A 16,591-nucleotide genomic window follows, 5' to 3' on the forward strand; every position below is an offset into this window, starting at 1 on the left:
ATCGTGATGCAACGACCGCGGCGGGGCGACCCGTACTGGATCTGGCTGCTGCACGGTTGGGAACTCCTGGGCTGGGCGATCATGGGCGTGCTGGCCCTGACCACCGTCTTCGGGGACGTGCCCGCCGCGCGGGCGTACGGGTCGCTCGCGCTGATGGCCGTCCTCGGGGCCGCGAACGCGTACGTGCGCCGGGGGCGCGGGGGCGACCCGGTCCGGACCGGGTACGCCTATCTGGGTCTGCTGGTCGCCGTGCTCGGCACGCTGTCGTGGATGCGCGACGGCTTCGGGGCCCTGTACTTCGTGGTCCTGCCGCAGTTCGTGGTCTTCGCGAACAGCGCGCGGTCCGCGCTGGCCGCCAGCGCTCTCGGGGCGGCGGCGGTCAGCGTCGGCGGCACCCTGCGCGAGGGCTGGAGCCTCGGCGACCTGGCCGGCAACTCCGTCTCCTCCATCGGGGTCTTCGCGGTGAGCGCCCTGACGGTCCTGGTCACCCCCAGGGCGCTCGAGCTGCGCGACGACCGGGCCCGGTTGCGGGCCCAACTGGAGAGCGCCCGCACGGAACTGGCGGAGGCTCAGAAGCGGCAGGGCGCGGCGGAGGAGCGCGAGCGGCTGGCGCGGGAGATCCACGACACGCTCGCGCAGGGCTTCGCCTCCATCGTCGTCCTGGCGGAGGCGGCCCGTTCCGGGCTCGACGCCGACCCGGAGCGCACTGCCCGTCAGCTGCGGTCCATCGAGCAGACGGCCCGCGAGAACCTGGCCGAGGCCCGGGTCCTGGTCGGTGCCGCCCCGGCCGGCGGGGCCGCCGCCGGATCGGTGGCCACGACCCTGCGCCGTACCCTGGACCGGTTCGCCGAGGACACCGGTCTCGCGGTGGAGGCGGAACTCGCCGAGATCGACTGCGACCAGCCGACCCGCATCGCGCTCCTCCGCTGCACGCAGGAGTCGCTGGCCAACGTCCGCAAGCACGCGGCGGCCTCCACCGTCTCCGTGGTCCTGGCCCGGCAGCCGGGGGCCATCGAGCTGGAGGTCACCGACGACGGCCGCGGGTTCGTCGTCGGAGCGTCCCCCGGCTTCGGCCTGGACGGGATGCGGCGGCGGCTCGCCGAGTTCGGCGGGGAACTGACCGTCACCAGCTCCGTCGGGGACGGCACCCGCGTCCTCGTCCTCATCCCGGCCCAGAGCGAGGAAACGACGTGACCCCCACAGCCCCGGACCGCCGCCTCCGGCTCGTCGTGGCGGACGACCACACGGTGATGCGCGCCGGCCTCGTGGCCCTGCTGTCCGCCGAGCCGGGCCTGGAGATCGCCGGCGAGGCCGAGAACGGCGCCGCGGCCGTGGAACTCGTGGCGCGCCTCGCACCCGATCTGGCCCTGCTCGATCTCCGTATGCCCGTGCTGGACGGGGTGGGCGCCACGGCCGCGATCACGGCCGCGCACCCCCGGACCCGGGTGCTGATCCTCACCACCTACGACACCGACAGCGAGATCGAGCGGGCGGTCGAAGCCGGGGCCACCGGCTACCTTCTGAAGGACGCCACCCGGGAGCAGCTGGTGGACGCCATCCACGCCGCCTCCCGCGGCGAGACGGTCCTCGCCCCGCGGGTGGCACAGCAGCTGGTCGCCCGCATGCGGCGGCCGGTGCGGGTGACGCTGACCGCCCGCGAGAGCGACGTCCTGCGCGCGGTCGCCGACGGACTGTCCAACGCCGAGATCGGCAAGCGGCTGTTCATCGGCGAGGCCACGGTCAAGACGCACCTGCTGCGCATCTTCGCCAAGCTCGACGTCGGCGACCGCACCCGCGCGGTGGTCGTGGCCCTGGAGAACGGCCTGCTGACCCGCGGTTAGTCACCGGCCGCGCCCGGGCGAACGCGGGCGTTCACGCGACCTTCTCCCGCGGCGCCGGGGCGGCGGCCGTGTCCGCCGGGTCCAGGACCTTGCGGGTGACGCGTTCGGCGATGGCGGCGACGAGGGTGCGGGGGCGGCGGGGGTTGAGGTGCGCGCCCAGGGCGTTGCCGAGGCCGGGGGCGATGTAGGCGCGGTCGCGGTCGAGGGCGCGGAGGGTGGCCCGTACGACGGGTTCGGGGGTGGTCATCTTGCCGGTGACGGCCGCCTTGCGGGTTCCGATGGTGTCGAAGAAGGCGGTCTCCACCGGGCCGGGGCAGAGGGTGAGGACGCGGATGCCGCGGCGCCGGTACTCCTGGCGGAGGGCGAGGCCGAAGTTCAGCACGAAGGACTTCGAGGCGCCGTAGACGGCGAAGTAGGGAGAGGGCTGGAAGCCGGCGTTCGAGGCGACGTTGACGACCGCGCCTCCGCCGCGCTTCAGCATGCCGGGGAGCAGCGCGTGGGTGAGGTCGACGAGCGCGACGACGTTGACCATCAGCTGGTCGTGGTCGCGGGCCCCGTCGATCTCCTCGAAGCGGCCGCAGGTGCCGAAGCCCGCGTTGTTGACCAGGAGGTCGACGGTCAGACCGCGGGCGGCGAGCTCCTCGGCGACGCGGGTGGCCGCGTCCGGCTGGGCGAGGTCCTGGACCAGTACGTGAGCGCGGACGCCGTGCTCGCCGGTCAGGCGCTCGGCGAGGGCCGCGAGGCGGTCGCCGGAGCGGGCCACCAGGACCACGTCGTGCCCGCGGGCGGCGAGTTGTGCGGCGAACTCGGCTCCGAGTCCGGACGAGGCTCCAGTGATGAGGGCGGTGCTGTTCATGCGTTCCTCCGTCGTCTGAACCGAATGGCAACTGACACCGAGAGTACCCCTTTCACGGCAAGATGCAACAACGCTGTTTCAGTTATCCGGTTGGGCGCATCGGAGGTGTAACGTCTCCGGTAGCAACTGGTAGGACGCGGGCCTGGGAGGCGCGATGGGCGAGAAGGCGGCACAACCCCTGCGGGCGGACGCGGAGCGCAGCGTCCGCGCGATCCTGGAGGCGGCGGAGCGCGTACTCGCCGAAGATCCGGGCGCGTCCATGGAACAGATCGCCGCGGCGGCGGGGGTGTCACGGACGACCATCCACCGCCGGTTCGCACACCGCCAGGCACTCGTCGAGGCGCTGGCGACCTCGGCGGCGCGCCAGCTCGCCCAGGCCGTCGACGACGGCCGGCCGGACACCGCCCCGCCCCTGGTGGCGATGCACCGCATCACCGCCAACGTCCTCCAGGTCAAGGGCGCCTGGGCGTTCGCCCTGGGACTCCCGGAGGACCCGGACAGCGAGGCCGCCGCCCTTCAGCGCGACATCGCCGCCCGCTGCGTCGCCGTCCTGCGGCGCGCCCAGGCCGACAAGCTCATCGACGAGTCCGCCGACCTCGACTGGGTGCGCCGGGTCTACTACGCCCTCATCGGCGAATCGCTCCACGGCGACACCGCCGGTGCCGACGCCGACGCCCTCGCCACCCGCATCATCGACACCCTGCTCCGCGGCGCGGGCCCTCGCACCTGACCCGGGCCTCCCCTACCACGGGGTCATGCTCATGCCCTGGTCCACCCAGTCGGCGAAGGTCACGGGCCGTCCGCCCAGCCGCAGCGGCAGAATCAGGTCGCAACTGGCCCGGCCGTCGAACCACATCTCGCCGCGGTGCGGCCCGGTGACGACGAGCAGCGTGGAGAAGCCGCACCCGCCCTCCTGGAGGTAGACCGCGCCCGCGGTCTTCCGCTCCTGGAGCACCTCGCACTCGTTGTCCCACGCCTCCCACGCCCGCGTGTCCTCGCGCGAGGGCTCGCGCTCGTCGAGCTCGTCGTCGTACGCGCGGTACGAGTCGGGGTGCGGGAAGGGCTCGGCGAGCAGGTCGTAGTTGGTGTCGGTGTCGCCGTACCAGACCCAGCCCCGCGGGCCGCGCCACAGTGGGCGGAAGCGGGTGCCGGCGTCGCCGTGCCGGAGGAGGTGGTCGCGGTACTCGGCCGGGAGCACGATCCCGAGGTCGTCCTCCGCCTCCCGCACCTCCGCCTCGGTGAGGCGCCGCCCGAGCGGACTCCCGTGGCGCCGCACCGTCTCCGGGTCCAGGCGGTCGTATCGGTGCCCGCGGTGGAGGCGTCGGCACTCCGCCGCCCAGTCGGTCTTCACGGCACGAGGATAAGGGCCCGCCCCTCCGGCCCGCGGGCCTGGGTCAGGAGCTGAGGTGCTCGACCGTGCCCTGGTGGCGGAAGCGTTCGGCGGCCCAGGCGACGCGGTGGCTCTCCAGGCTGGTGACGGGGTCGGAGAGGATGTGGGACGGGTCGCCGGTGGCGAGGGCGTCGAGGAAGGCGTCGACGAGCCGCTGGTCGCCGCCGCCGTGCCCCGAGCCGGCGTCGGCACCGGTGACGCCGGGTCCGAGGGTCTCGGTCCTTCCGGTGACGAAGTCGGTGACGGTGAGGGTCGTGCCGTCGCCTTCCAGGCAGCCGTGGGTGCCGAAGACACGGGTCTTGCGATGGGCATGGGGGGTGAAGGCGGTCATGGTGAAGGACGCGGTGGCGCCGCCCTCGTATTCGAGGTTGACGACCTGGTGGTCGACGACGTCGTTGTCGCAGGCGTACACGCACCGCCCGTACGGTCCCTCGCGCAGGGCCCGGACCACGCCCTCGGACGTACGGGCCGGGGTGACCGCGGCCAGTGGCCACCGCTCGCGGGCCGGGTCGCCCAGGCACCCGAGGTAGAGGCGCGGGGCGGAGTACGGGCAGGCGGACTCGACGGCGCAGTCGAGGCAGTTGTCCGACGCGCCGGCCGGACGGTTCTCGGGGCGGAAGTGCGTGAGGCCGCCGAAGGAGGAGACCTTGCGCACCGGCTTGCCGACGATGTACGAGAGCCAGTCCAGGTCGTGCGAGGACTTGGCGAGCAGCATCGGGGTGGACAGGTCCTCGCGCCGCCAGTTGCCCCGTACGAAGGAGTGGGCGTGGTGCCACCAGCCGACCGGCTCCAGGTGCTCGACGCTGACGATCTCGCCGAGCCGGCCGGAGTCCACCACCGCCTTCACGCTCCGGGTGTACGGGGTGTAGCGCAGCACGTGGCACACGGCGAGCATCACCCCCGCCTCGGTGACGGCGGCCACGATCCGGCGTACGTCCTCCTCCCTGGTGGCCATCGGCTTCTCCAGGAGGACGTGGTAACCGAGTTCCGCGAACCGTACGGCGGGTTCGACGTGATCGGCGTCCTGGGTGGCGATGACGACCGCGTCGGCCTCGGGCGCCGACTCCGCCAGCTCGCGCCAGTCCCCGTACCGCACCGCCTTCGGATGCCTCGCCCGCGCGGAGGCCGCCCGCTCGGGGTCGGGTTCGGCGAGCGCGACGAGCTCGGCCCGGCCGGTGTCGGCGGCGCGGTCCGCGTACGTTCTGCCCCGCAGACCGGCGCCGACGAGGAGCAGGCGCAGGGGGTCGGCGGGACCGTGGACGGGCGTCTCCCGACGCGCGAGCTGCTTGGCCATGGTGAGGTGTCCTCCGGGGGCGGCTGTGGTGCGGGCGGTCCGCGTCTTAGGCCTGTCCGGTGGATCGGGGTCTATTCCTCGCCCGCCCCGGCCGCCGGTCGACGGCGTCGTCGGGGTCGACGGCGTCGTCGTCGGGGTAGAAGCGGTGCAGGGGCCCCGGCAGCCGGGAGCCGAGGGGCGCCATCGCGCCGTCCGCGCCGTGGCGGGCGAGCAGGTCGAGGGCGAGCCGGCCGCGGCGGACCCGCTCGCGGGCGGTGTCGAGGGCGAGGGTCCGCAGATGGGTGCCGTACGGGTAGATGCCCGGGGCCTTGGAGAGGCCGAACTTCAGGTAGAGGGGGGCGCCGCGCCGGATGAGCTCGGCGAGCTCGTACATCCGCACGTAGCCGCCGAGGTCGTCGGGGGCCTCGATGTAGAGGTCCATGGGGGCGGCCGAGACCCGCCGGATGCCGGTGAGGTGATCGAGCGTCAGGTCGCTGGGCACGTTGATGGAGTCGGCGCCGAGTCGTTCGTAGACGGCGTACGAGGCGGGGTTGGCCGGGCCGATCAGGGCGGAGACCTTGAGCGTGGTGCCGGCCGGGAGGATGCCCTTGAGGCGGGCCCGGTGCAGTGTCCAGAGGACGCCCTCGTCGGCGACGAGCAGGCACGTGACGCCCAGTCCGGTGGCCCGGACGGCGTCCTCGACGCAGCCGGCGACGGCGTCGTGGCCGCGGGCGCGCGGGCCGGCGCCGCGCGAGTCGGTGCGTGCGGAGCCGCCGATGTCCCAGGTGCCGCGCGGGCCGGTGAACAGGCAGAGCTCGATGCCGCGTTCGGCGGTGGCGGCGACCATGGCGGCGATCTCCGCGTCGGTCAGCATCCAGACGCCGCTGCCCTGGCTGATCCGGTGCACCGGTACGTCGAGCCGCTCGGCCTCGGCCAGGACCGCGTCCAGCACCTCGGGGCCCTCGCAGGAGGGGATCTCGGTGCGCCAGCGGCCGCCGCCGGGGAAGGTGTGCGGTGAGGCGTCGGCGGGTGCCGGGGCCGGTGCCCCCAGGCCGAGGGCGGCGAGCGCCTCCCCGGCGGGCCGGCGGAGGGTCGGGGAGGAAGCGTCGGTCACGTACTGCCCTTCGCGTTCGGGATTTCGGACATAGTTCGAAATGCTGGCGTGACAGTAGGGAGGCGCGCGAAGAGCGTCAAGGGGCCGGGCGCCGGGGCCCGATCGCCCGTACTTCCCGGTGAGCGGGAACCGCCACCTGCGCCGGACAGCCCCTCCCTGACAGGCTCCGATCCGCCGTGGTTCCACCGCCCGCGCCCCGGCCGAGGGGCCGGGCCGCAGGGAGGACGTGACAGATCATGAGGGGCGCGCAGACGATCGCCGGGCTCGCGGACTGGGCCGCGGAGAGGTACGGGCACGAGGAGGCCCTGGTCTTCGGTGCGGAGCGCTGGACGTTCGGGGAGCTGCGCGACCGGGTCGACCGGGCCGCCCGCGCGGTGATCGCGCACGGCCTGCGGCCCGGTGACGCGGTGGCCGTGTGGGCGCCCAACAGCGCCCGCTGGGTGGTGGCCGCGCTGGGGGCGGTGGCGGCGGGCGGGGTGCTCGTCCCGGTGAACACCCGCTACAAGGCGGCGGAGGCCGCCGACATCCTGCGCAGGTCCCGCACCCGGCTCCTGTTCACCGAACACGACTTCCTGGGCACGGACTACCGCGTGCTGCTCGCCGCCTCGGGCGAGGAACTCCCCCTCCTGGAACGGACGGTGACCCTGCACTCCGCGGACTGGCCGGCCTTCCTCGCGGAGGCGGACCGGGTGACCGGGGAGGAGCGCCGCGCCCGTTCGGCCGGCGTCCGACCCGCCGACACCGCCGACATCCTGTTCACCTCCGGCACCTCGGGCAGGCCCAAGGGCGTGCCGACCACCCACGAGCAGAACCTGCGCGTGTACGACGCCTGGGCGCGTACGGTCACGCTCCGGCGCGGCGACCGGTACCTCCTGGTCAACCCGTTCTTCCACACCTTCGGTTACAAGGCCGGGGTCCTCGCCTGCCTGCTGCGCGGGGCGACGATCCTCCCGGAGCGGGTGTTCGACGCGGGGGCAGTGCTGGGGCGGATGCAGGAGGAACGCGTGTCCGTCCTGACGGGCGCACCGACGGTCTTCACCTCCCTCCTCCACCACCCGGAGCGGGAGTCGTACGACCTCTCGTCGATGCGGATGGCGGTCACGGGCGCCGCGAACATCCCCACGGCGCTCATCGAGGAGATCAGGACGGAGCTGGGCGCGCGGAGCGTCAACACCGCCTACGGGCTCACGGAGTCGACGGGCGTGGTCGCGATCTGCCCGCCGCACGAGTCCCCCGAGACGCTGGCCCGCACGTCGGGGACGGCCCTTGAGGGCACGGAACTGCGCGTGGACGCGCCGCCCGGACAGCCGGGCGAGATCCTCACCCGCGGCTACCACGTGATGCACGGCTATCTCGACGACCCCGAGGCCACCGCCCAGGCCGTCGACGCGGACGGCTGGCTGCACACGGGGGACGTGGGCGTGCTCGACGAGCGCGGGTTCCTGCGGATCACCGACCGCCTGAAGGACATGTTCGTGGTGGGCGGCTTCAACGTGTACCCGGCGGAGGTCGAGCAGGTGCTGCGCGGTCACCCGGCCGTCCTCGACGTGGCCGTCGTGGGCGCTCCGGACGCGCGGCTCGGCGAGGTCGGCGTCGCCTACTGCGTACCGGCGGGCGGGGCGCCGGTCGACGCGGCGGAACTCACCGCGTACACGCGGGAGCGGCTTGCCAACTTCAAGGTCCCGCGCGCCTTCCGGTCCGTGCCCGCCCTGCCGCACAACGCGGCGGGCAAGGTCGACAAGAACGCGCTGCGGCGGCCCGCCGGGCACACCACCACCACCATCGGATGAGGAGAGCAACAACGTGAACGACAGCAACACCGAGTCCGCCGCCGTCGACGCGGTCGATGTCGTGGTCGTCGGCGCGGGCGTCACCGGCCTGTACGCCGTGCACCGGCTGCGCGGCCTCGGCCACCGCGTGCGCGGCTTCGAGCGGGGCGCCGACGTGGGCGGCGTCTGGTACTGGAACCGCTACCCGGGCGCCCGCTGCGACGTGGAGTCCGTGGACTACTCGTACTCCTTCGACGAGGAGCTCCAGGAGGAGTGGGACTGGAGCGAGAAGTACGCCACCCAGCCGGAGATCATCCGCTATCTCCGGCACGTCGCCGACCGCCACGACCTGCGCAGCGGCTACACCTTCTCGACGTCGGTGGTGACGGCCGAGCTGGACGAGGAGACGATGCGCTGGACGGTCCGTACGGACGGCGGCGAGGTGGTGTCGGCCCGGTTCTGCGTGTTCGCCGTCGGCTGCCTCTCCAGCACCCACGTGCCGGACATCGCGGGGGCCGGGGAGTTCGCCGGCGCCACCTACCACACCGGTGCCTGGCCGCACGAGGGCGTGGACTTCGGCGGTCTGCGCGTCGGCGTGATCGGCACCGGCTCCTCCGGCATCCAGGCCATCCCGCTGATCGCCGAGCAGGCCGCGCACCTGACCGTCTTCCAGCGCAGCGCCAACTTCAGCATCCCCGCGGGCAACAAGCCGCTGGACGACGAGACGCGCCGCCGCCAGAAGGCCGGTTACGCCGAACGGCGGCGTCTCTCCCGGCTCAGCGGCGGCGGGTCGCCGCACGCGGCGCACCCGTCGGCGACGTTCGACGTGTCGCCCGAGGAGCGGCGGGCCGCGTTCGAGGAGCGCTGGGAGCTCGGCGGCGTCCTGTACTCCAAGACGTTCCCGGACCAGCTCACCGACCCCGCGGCGAACGACGCCGCCCGCGCGTTCTGGGAGGAGAAAGTACGGGCCCTCATCGAGGACCCGGCCGCCGCCGACCTCCTCGTCCCCACGGACCACCCCATCGGCACCAAGCGGATCGTCACCGACTCCCACTACTACGAGACGTTCAACCGCCCCGACGTGAGCCTCGTGAGCCTGCGGGACAACGCGATCGAACGGATCGAGAAGACCGGGATCGTGCTGGCCGACGGCACGCGCGTGGAGCTGGACGCGATCGTGTTCGCGACCGGTTTCGACGCCATGACGGGGGCGATCGACCGCGTGGAGGTCAGGGGGCGCGGCGGGCGGACCTTGAAGGACGCCTGGAGCGCCGGCCCCCGCACCTATCTGGGCCTGGGCGTCGACGGCTTCCCGAACCTCTTCAACCTCACCGGTGCCGGCAGTCCCTCCGTGATGGCCAACGTGGTGCTCTGCGCCGAGCAGCACGGCGACTGGCTCGCCGACTGCCTGAGCCATCTCGACGAGCACGGCTACCGCGCGATCGAGGCGAGCGAGGAGGCCGTCGACGGGTGGGTCGCGCAGTGCCGCGACCGGGCGGCGGCCACCCTGTTCCCGGCGGCGAACTCCTGGTACCTGGGGGCCAACATCCCCGGCAAACCGCGGGTGTTCATGCCGTTCATCGGCGGCTTCGGGGTGTACGGGGAGATCATCGCGGACGTGGCCGCCTCGGGCTACGAGGGGTTCACGCTGATACGGGACTGAGCCCGGCCGCGCCCACGGAAAGCGCCCCGCCCCTCACCGACCGGGTGAGGGGCGGGGCGCACGCGCACGCGTACCGCGGGGTCAGTCGCGGTCAGCCCTCGCCGAGTGCCTTCCGCAGCGCGGCGAAGGCGGTCTCCCGGGCCTCGGCGGCCGCCGGGAGCGCGCCCGCCATGGACAGGAAGCCGTGGAACATCCCCGGATGGTGCTGGGCCTCCACCGGAACGCCCGCGGCCACGAGGGCGTCCGCGTAGGCCAGGCCGTCGTCCCGCAGCGGATCGAAGCCGGCGGTGACGACCTGGGCGGGCGGCAGCCCGGAGAGGTCGGCGCCCGCGAGCGGGGCCGCGTAGGGGCTGGTGCGGTCCACCGGCCTGGGCAGATAGCAGTCCCAGTACCAGCGCAGATGGTCGGCGGTCAGGAAGTAACCCCGGGCGTTCTCCCGGTGCGAGGCACGCGCCCGGGTGGGGTCGAGCATCGGGTAGTAGAGCGCCTGGCAGACGATCTCCGGGCCGCCCCGGTCGCGGGCGAGCAGGGTGAGGACGGTGGCGAGGTTGGCGCCCGCGCTGTCCCCGGCGACGGCGAGCCGGCGGCCCGGGAAGGCCGACGCCGCCCACAGCAGGGCCGTATAGGCGTCCTCGGGGGCGGCGGGGAAGGGGTGCTCGGGGGCGCGCCGGTAGTCGACGGAGACGACGGTGGCCTCGGTGGCCAGGGCGAGGGAGCGGCAGAAGTGGTCGTGGCTGTCGAGGTCGCAGAGGACGAAGCCGCCCCCGTGACAGAACACGATCACGGGGGCGGCCTCGTGGACACCGGGGTCGTAGACGCGTACGGGCACGCCGTCGGCGTCCTCGTCCGTGACACGGGCGACCGGCGGCGGGGGGACGGCCGGCTTGGGGCGGGCGGCGAAGAAGGCCCGCACCTCGGCGATGTCCGTCATCTCGGTGGCCAGCGGCGGGAAGCCCGCGGTGGCCAGGTCGATGACCGCCTGGACCTCGGGATCGGGTCGGTTCACTCGTCGGTTCCCTTCTCGGTGAGGAGCGGCATCCGGCCCGCCGACGCGCCGCCGTCCACGGCGAGTTCGGCGCCGGAGAGATACGAGGAGTCGTCGGAGGCGAGGAAGGCGACGAGCCGGGCCACTTCCTCGGGCTCCCCCACCCGTCCGAGCGGCGCGCCGGGATGCTCCTTGGTGCCCAGATGGGCGGTCATCGCCGTGGCGATGGCGCCCGGGTGGACGGAGTTGACCCGGATGCCGTCCGGGCCGAGTTCGAGCGCCGCCGTCCTGGTCAGGCCGCGCAGCCCCCACTTCGCGGCGCCGTACGCGCCGTGCCCCCAGATGCCCTGGAGTCCGGCCTGCGAGGAGATGTTGACGATGGAACCTCCGCCGCCCGCCCGCATCGCCCCGGCGACGGCGCGGACGCCGAGGAACGGTCCCATCAGGTTGACCCGGAGGATCGCCTCAAGGCGTGCCGGGTCCTCCTCGGTGATGGGTGAAGTGGAGTAGACGGCCGCGTTGTTGACGAGGACGTCGAGCCGTCCGAAGGCGTCGAGGGCGGTGGCCACGGCGGCGTCCCAGGACCGCTCGTCGGTGACGTCGTGGCGTACGAAGCGGGCGGCGGCGCCGAGGGACGCGGCCGTCGCGGCGCCCTCCGCCTCCAGGACGTCGGTGACGACGACCTTCGCCCCGAGGGCGGCGAAGAGGCGGGCCTCGGCCTCGCCCATGCCGCGTGCCGCGCCGGTGACCAGCGCGACCTTTCCGGTCAGGTCCACGGGCATCAGCGGTTCTCCTCCGTCGGATCCACAGTCGGGTCTTCGGTCGGGTTCTCGGTCAGGTCTTCGGTCGGTCGCAGGGTCGGTCGGAGGGTCGGTCCTGTGGTCCAGCCGCCGTCGACGGCCAGTTCGGCGCCGGTGACGTACGAGGCGGCGTCCGAGAGGAGGAAGGCGACCGCCCGAGCGATCTCCAGGGGCTCGCCGACCCTTCCCATCGGGGTGTCCGGATACTTTCCCTCGCCGCGTTCGATGCCCACGTGGGCGGTCATCGGCGTGTGAATCATGCCCGGGTGAACGGAGTTGACGCGGATCCGCTCGGCTCCGAGCTCCACCGCGCCCAGCTTGGTGAGCCCGCGCACGCCCCATTTGGCGGCGCCGTACCCGGCTGTCCTCGCCAGGCCCATGAGGCCGGCGGCGGAGGAGATGTTGACGATGGAGCCGCCGCCGCTCGCCCGCATCGCCGGGATCACGGCCCGCATGCCGAGGAACACACCGGTCAGGTTGATGTCGAGGACGCGGCGGAAGGCCTCCGCGGACTGCTCCTCCAGGAGGTGCGAACCGCCGGAGATCCCCGCGTTGTTGACCAGTCCGTCCACCCGACCGAAGGTCTCGGCGGCGAAGGCGACGGCCTCCCGCCAGCCGGACTCCGAGGTGACGTCGTGCCGGAAGAAGCGGGCGGCGGCGCCGAGCCGCTCGGCCGCGTCCCGCCCTTCCTCCTCCCGTACGTCGGTGAGCACCACCAGCGCGCCCGCCTCGACCGCCACCCGGGCGGTCTCCTCGCCGATCCCGCGCGCGCCGCCGGTGACGATGACCGTGCGGCCGCGCAGGTCCGCCACGGGACCGGGGGCGACGCTGTCCGCCTGCCGGGTCATCGCTGCTCGGCGGAGCGCGTACGGGCGATGTGGCCGACCGCGAGCCAGCTGAAGGTCATGGCGGGGCCGATGGTCGCGCCGGGGCCCGGGTAGGTCTCGCCCATGACGGCGGAGGAGACGTTGCCGGAGGCGTACAGGCCGTCGATGACGCTGCCGTCCTCCCGCAGGACGCGGGCGGTGGGGTCGGTGACCAGGCCGCCCTTGGTGCCGATGTCGCCCGGGTGGACGGGGATGGCGTAGTACGGGCCCTTGTCGAGCGGGGCCAGGTTGGGGTTGGGCAGCGTCGGGTCGCCGTAGTAGCGGTCGTAGACGCTGTCGCCGCGGTGGAAGTCCTCGTCGCGGCCGGCGCGGGCGAAGCCGTTGAAGCGGTCGACGGTGGCGCGCAGCCGCTTCGGGGCGACCCCGATGGCCGTGGCCAGCCCGTCGACGGTCGGGGCCTTCTTCACGAAGCCGCTCTCCAGCCAGGCCTTGGGGAACGCCTGGCCCGGGAAGAGGCCCATGAAGATGTAGCGGGCCTTCGAGGTGGCGTCGAGGATCAGCCAGGACGGCACGGTGGACGCCCCGGGCTTGTCGTGGGCGTACATGGCGTCGACGAACTCGTGGTACGGGGCGGCCTCGTTGGCGTACCGCTCGCCCGCCTCGTTCACGATCATCATGCCGGGGATGCCTCGGTCGGCGACCAGGAAGAACGGCCTGCCGTCGGGAGGCACCACCGAAGGCGCGCCCCACACCTTGTCCATCAGGTCGGTGGCGGCACCGAGGGCCACGGCCGGTTCCAGGGCGTCGCCGGTCTGTCCCTCGGATGCGGAGCTCCACTCGGTGGAGGTCGGCGCGGGCAGGTGCTTCTCGCGGAGCCGCTGGTCGTGGGAGAAGCCGCCGGAGGCGAGGACGACACCGCCCCTGGCGCGGACGGTGAGCTCGCGGCCGTCCCTGGTGACCCGGACGCCGGTGACGCGGCCGTTCTCCTCGACGAGGCCGGTGAGCGGGGCGGAGAGCCACAGTTCGCCGCCGAGCGCGTCGAGCGAGTGCCGCATCCGGGCGATCAGCGCCTCGCCGAGGGAGAGGAGTGCCTGTCCGGAGAGCCGGGCCTTGGCCGCCTGGACGCCGACCTTCACGGCGGTACGGCGGCCGGACCAGGTCCGTCCGACCATGTTGAGCTGCCGGAAGTCCTTGGAGGTGATGGTGAGCCCGTACGTGGGCAGCCCGGCGCGGCGCATGGTGGCGCGCTGCTCGGGGCCGAGCTTCTTGAAGTCGAAGACCTGCGGCTCGATGGAGCGTCCCTGCGGGTAGCCGCCGAGGCGCTCGGGGTAGTAGTCGGAGTAGCCGGGCGTGTAGACGAAGCGCACGTCCGTGCGGTCGTGGAATTCGCGGACCATCCGGGGTCCGTGGGTGACGTAGGCGTCCTTGCGGTCGGCCGGGACCCGGTCGCCGACCGTGGCGTCGAGATAGGCGCGGGCCTTCTCGGGGGTGTCGCCGAGTCCGGCGGCGTCGAGGTGGAAGTTGTCCGGGACCCAGATCGCGCCGCCGGACAGGGCGGTGGAGCCGCCGTAGACGTCGGTCTTCTCCACCACGAGGGCGCTCAGTCCGCGCAGCCGGGCGGTGAGGGCCGCGGCCATGCCGGCGGCGCCGGAGCCGACGACCACCACGTCGTACGTGTGGTCCCACGTGTCGTTCATCGCGTTCTCCCTGGTCGGGTCGGAAAAGCCGGGGTGGGGCCGGCGGCCGGGGCGGACCGTCCACCGCCCGGGCCGCCGGGGCTCAGCGCGCGGTGATCCGCGCGTCGGTGAGGACCTGGGCGTCCCCGCGGTCCGCCGCGGTGGCCGTGAGGCGGTAGCCGTCGGGGGCGGCCCAGACGCGGAGCCGCAGGGTCTCGCCGGGGAAGAAGACGCCGGCGAAGCGGGTCCGGCAGCCGGTGACGGCGTTCGCGTCGCCGTCGAGGAAGCGGTCGGTGACCGCCTTGACCGCCATCCCGAAGGTGCAGAGGCCGTGCAGGATGGGCCGGTCGTGGCCCGCCCTGCGGGCGGTGGCGGGGTCGGCGTGGAGCGGGTTCCAGTCCCCGGTGAGCCGGTAGAGCAGGGCCTGCTGGCGGAGGGTCGGGATCTCGGTCGTCAGGTCGGGCTCGCGGTCGGGGGCGGGGAGGCGCTCGGAGGGGCCCCGGTCGCCGCCGAAGCCGCCCTCGCCGTGGACGAAGATCTGGTTGCACTGGGTGAGGAGCGGCTCGCCGTCGTCGCCGAGGAGGGTGGATTCCTGGACGATGACGGCGGCCTTGCCCTTGTCGTGGACGGCCGCCGCGCGGGTGACGGCGGTGGCCGCCCGGGCGGTGGCGGGCAGCGGGCGGTGCACGGTGATCTCCTGGCCGCCGTGCAACACGTGTGCCAGGTCGATGTCGACGCCGGGGAGGTCGAAGACCTGGAAGCCGACGCCGCCGGTGCCGCCCGCGACGACGCCGAAGGTGGGCAGGACCCGCAGGCCCCGCTCGTGTCCCTCGTAGACGTACCGCAGTTCGCGCGGGTCGGTCTCGCGGGCGCCGGCGCCGAGCGCCAGGTGGTAGAGCCGTACGTCGCGCTCGTCCCACCTGACGTCGGTGCGCACCGGCGGCGCGGAGAGCGCCTTGGTGACGTCGATGGGCATCAGAAGGCGCCCACGGCGTAGCGGCTGCGGAAGAACAGCAGCGGGCGGCCGTCCTCGCCGGCGTCCAGGGCGACGACCTGCGCGGTGACGAGGTAGTGGTCGCCTGCCTCGTACACGGCGTCCAGTTCGCACTCGACGTAGGCCAGGGCCCCGTCGACGCGGACGGTGCCGTGCTCGCCGACGGTCCAGGGCACCCCGTCGAACTTGTCGGGGCCGCTGCGTCCGAGGGCGGCGCAGGTGCCCTGCTGGTCCTCGGCGAGGATGTTGACGCAGAAGCGGCCGGACCGTTCGATCCTCGGCCAGCTGGTCGAGTTCCGGCCGACGGCCAGCATGACCAGCGGGGGGTCGAGGGAGAGCGAGGCGAAGGACTGGCAGGCGAAGCCGACGGGCTCGGCGCCGTCGGCGTCGAGGCTCGCCACCACCGTGATGCCGCTGGCGAAGCGTCCGAGGACGTCACGGAACTCGGAGGGCGGGATCAGCCGTTCCACTGGTGACCCCAGAAGCTGTCGGCGGTGATCTCCTTCGCGACCCAGGTGGCGGGGTCGACGACGAGGCCGTCCCAGCCGTACTCGACCTGGAAGCCGCCGGGCGCCATGGCGTAGAAGGACACCATGCGGTCGTTGGTGTGGCGGCCGAGGCTGGAGGCGATCGGGATGCCCGCCGCCTGCATGCGGTCGAGGCCGCGGCCGACGTCGTCGAGGGTCTCCAGCTCGACCATGAAGTGCACGATGCCGGGGGGCAGCGCGCCGGGGTAGAGGCCGAGGCTGTGGTGGCGGCGGTTGGGGCTGAGGAAGTGCATCCAGTGGAAGTCCCGCTGCTCGGTGGCGGTCGGGACGGCCTGCGGCGGCAGCTTCATCGAGTCGCGCAGCTGGAAGCCGAGCAGGTTCTCGTAGAAGTCGAGGGCGGCCTCGATGTCCGGCACCGGGAGCACGACGTGGCCGAGGCCCAGGTCCCCGGTGACGAAGCGGTTGCCGTAGGGGGTGCCGAGCGCGGTGTGGTCCTGGGCCTGGCCCCAGTAGATCTCCAGGGGGTTGCCGCCGGGGTCCGTGATGTGGATCAGGCCCTGGACGCGGCGCTCGGCGAGTTCGGCGGAGTCGGCGGCCTTGACGGCGATGCCGGCGGCCTCCAGTTCCTCGGTGGCGCGGGCGAGCGCGGCGGCGTTCGCCACCTCCCAGCCGGCGGCGAGGAGCCGGTCGCTCTCGCCGGCCTGGATGACGATGCGGTACGCGCGGTCGTCCAGGCGGAGGCAGAGGGTGTCCTCGGTGGTGCCGGTCGCCTCGACCATGCCGAGGACGTCGAGGGCGTAGCGGCGCCACTCGTCCAGGGTGGTGGTCTCCAGGCGGAGGTAGCCGAGAGCACGGATGTCCATGGTGTGCACCTCTTCGGTGGAAGGTTCGTGAGGTTCGGTGGGTTGCGCGAGG

16 protein-coding genes are annotated in these 16,591 nt (G+C 73.4%); 5 read left to right on the top strand and 11 right to left on the bottom strand.

From position 1 onward, the window contains the following. Positions 1-3 precede the first annotated feature (3 nt). The gene (locus ACZ7G1_RS17210) at positions 4-1,194 is read left to right on the top strand and encodes a sensor histidine kinase (protein ID WP_470877180.1); all 1,191 of its coding nucleotides are present in this window, start codon (positions 4-6) and stop codon (positions 1,192-1,194) included. Beyond that, positions 1,191-1,841 (top strand): response regulator, encoded by a 651-nt coding sequence (locus tag ACZ7G1_RS17215; protein ID WP_470877179.1) that lies wholly within the window; start codon positions 1,191-1,193, stop codon positions 1,839-1,841. Before ACZ7G1_RS17210 ends, ACZ7G1_RS17215 begins: the two co-directional genes overlap by 4 nt. A gap of 31 nt (positions 1,842-1,872) precedes the next feature. Here ACZ7G1_RS17215 and ACZ7G1_RS17220 read toward each other — a convergent pair whose 3' ends face one another. Continuing rightward, on the bottom strand, positions 1,873-2,697 hold the full coding sequence (locus ACZ7G1_RS17220) for an SDR family NAD(P)-dependent oxidoreductase (protein WP_470877178.1): 825 nt from the start codon (positions 2,695-2,697) through the stop codon (positions 1,873-1,875). Between the two features lie 154 nt (positions 2,698-2,851). Between ACZ7G1_RS17220 and ACZ7G1_RS17225 the strand changes: the two genes are divergently transcribed. Continuing rightward, the gene (locus ACZ7G1_RS17225; protein WP_470877177.1) at positions 2,852-3,427 is read left to right on the top strand and encodes a TetR/AcrR family transcriptional regulator; all 576 of its coding nucleotides are present in this window, start codon (positions 2,852-2,854) and stop codon (positions 3,425-3,427) included. Between the two features lie 12 nt (positions 3,428-3,439). On the opposite strand, the gene ACZ7G1_RS17230 is transcribed toward ACZ7G1_RS17225, so the two are convergent. Genes ACZ7G1_RS17230 through ACZ7G1_RS17240 form a run of 3 tightly spaced genes read right to left on the bottom strand, consistent with a single transcriptional unit; the run spans position 3,440 to position 6,474 of the window. Continuing rightward, the gene (locus tag ACZ7G1_RS17230) at positions 3,440-4,048 is read right to left on the bottom strand and encodes an SMI1/KNR4 family protein (RefSeq protein WP_470877176.1); all 609 of its coding nucleotides are present in this window, start codon (positions 4,046-4,048) and stop codon (positions 3,440-3,442) included. A gap of 43 nt (positions 4,049-4,091) precedes the next feature. Beyond that, a complete protein-coding gene (locus ACZ7G1_RS17235) occupies positions 4,092-5,381 on the bottom strand; it encodes a Gfo/Idh/MocA family protein (protein ID WP_470877175.1) in 1,290 nt (429 codons plus the stop codon). A gap of 46 nt (positions 5,382-5,427) precedes the next feature. Continuing rightward, on the bottom strand, positions 5,428-6,474 hold the full coding sequence (locus ACZ7G1_RS17240) for a hypothetical protein (RefSeq protein ID WP_470877174.1): 1,047 nt from the start codon (positions 6,472-6,474) through the stop codon (positions 5,428-5,430). A 236-nt stretch (positions 6,475-6,710) separates the two neighbouring features. On the opposite strand from ACZ7G1_RS17240, the gene ACZ7G1_RS17245 reads away from it, so the two are divergent. Further along, a complete protein-coding gene (locus ACZ7G1_RS17245) occupies positions 6,711-8,264 on the top strand; it encodes a FadD3 family acyl-CoA ligase (RefSeq protein ID WP_470877173.1) in 1,554 nt (517 codons plus the stop codon). Positions 8,265-8,277: 13 nt separating this feature from the next. Next, entirely contained in the window at positions 8,278-9,906 is a 1,629-nt protein-coding gene (locus ACZ7G1_RS17250) for a flavin-containing monooxygenase (protein WP_470877172.1), read from the top strand. A 91-nt stretch (positions 9,907-9,997) separates the two neighbouring features. Here ACZ7G1_RS17250 and ACZ7G1_RS17255 read toward each other — a convergent pair whose 3' ends face one another. The 7 genes from ACZ7G1_RS17255 to ACZ7G1_RS17285 form a co-directional block, all read right to left on the bottom strand. Beyond that, positions 9,998-10,912, bottom strand: a complete 915-nt coding sequence (locus tag ACZ7G1_RS17255; RefSeq protein ID WP_470877171.1) for an alpha/beta hydrolase — start codon at positions 10,910-10,912, stop codon at positions 9,998-10,000. Continuing rightward, on the bottom strand, positions 10,909-11,673 hold the full coding sequence (locus ACZ7G1_RS17260; RefSeq protein ID WP_470877170.1) for a glucose 1-dehydrogenase: 765 nt from the start codon (positions 11,671-11,673) through the stop codon (positions 10,909-10,911). Before ACZ7G1_RS17260 ends, ACZ7G1_RS17255 begins: the two co-directional genes overlap by 4 nt. Continuing rightward, positions 11,673-12,539 (bottom strand): glucose 1-dehydrogenase, encoded by an 867-nt coding sequence (locus tag ACZ7G1_RS17265; protein ID WP_470877169.1) that lies wholly within the window; start codon positions 12,537-12,539, stop codon positions 11,673-11,675. Before ACZ7G1_RS17265 ends, ACZ7G1_RS17260 begins: the two co-directional genes overlap by 1 nt. Beyond that, entirely contained in the window at positions 12,536-14,215 is a 1,680-nt protein-coding gene (locus ACZ7G1_RS17270; RefSeq protein ID WP_470877168.1) for an FAD-dependent oxidoreductase, read from the bottom strand. Before ACZ7G1_RS17270 ends, ACZ7G1_RS17265 begins: the two co-directional genes overlap by 4 nt. A gap of 82 nt (positions 14,216-14,297) precedes the next feature. Beyond that, positions 14,298-15,170 carry a MaoC/PaaZ C-terminal domain-containing protein gene (locus ACZ7G1_RS17275; RefSeq protein WP_470877167.1) on the bottom strand — a complete coding sequence of 291 codons (873 nt, stop codon included), beginning with the start codon at positions 15,168-15,170 and terminating at the stop codon, positions 14,298-14,300. Continuing rightward, positions 15,170-15,658, bottom strand: a complete 489-nt coding sequence (locus ACZ7G1_RS17280; RefSeq protein ID WP_470877166.1) for a flavin reductase family protein — start codon at positions 15,656-15,658, stop codon at positions 15,170-15,172. The genes ACZ7G1_RS17275 and ACZ7G1_RS17280 overlap by 1 nt, the downstream gene beginning before the upstream one ends. Continuing rightward, positions 15,646-16,539 (bottom strand): VOC family protein, encoded by an 894-nt coding sequence (locus tag ACZ7G1_RS17285; protein WP_470877165.1) that lies wholly within the window; start codon positions 16,537-16,539, stop codon positions 15,646-15,648. The genes ACZ7G1_RS17280 and ACZ7G1_RS17285 overlap by 13 nt, the downstream gene beginning before the upstream one ends. Positions 16,540-16,591 lie beyond the last annotated feature (52 nt).

Source organism: Streptomyces sp. NPDC037273, assembly GCF_055603625.1.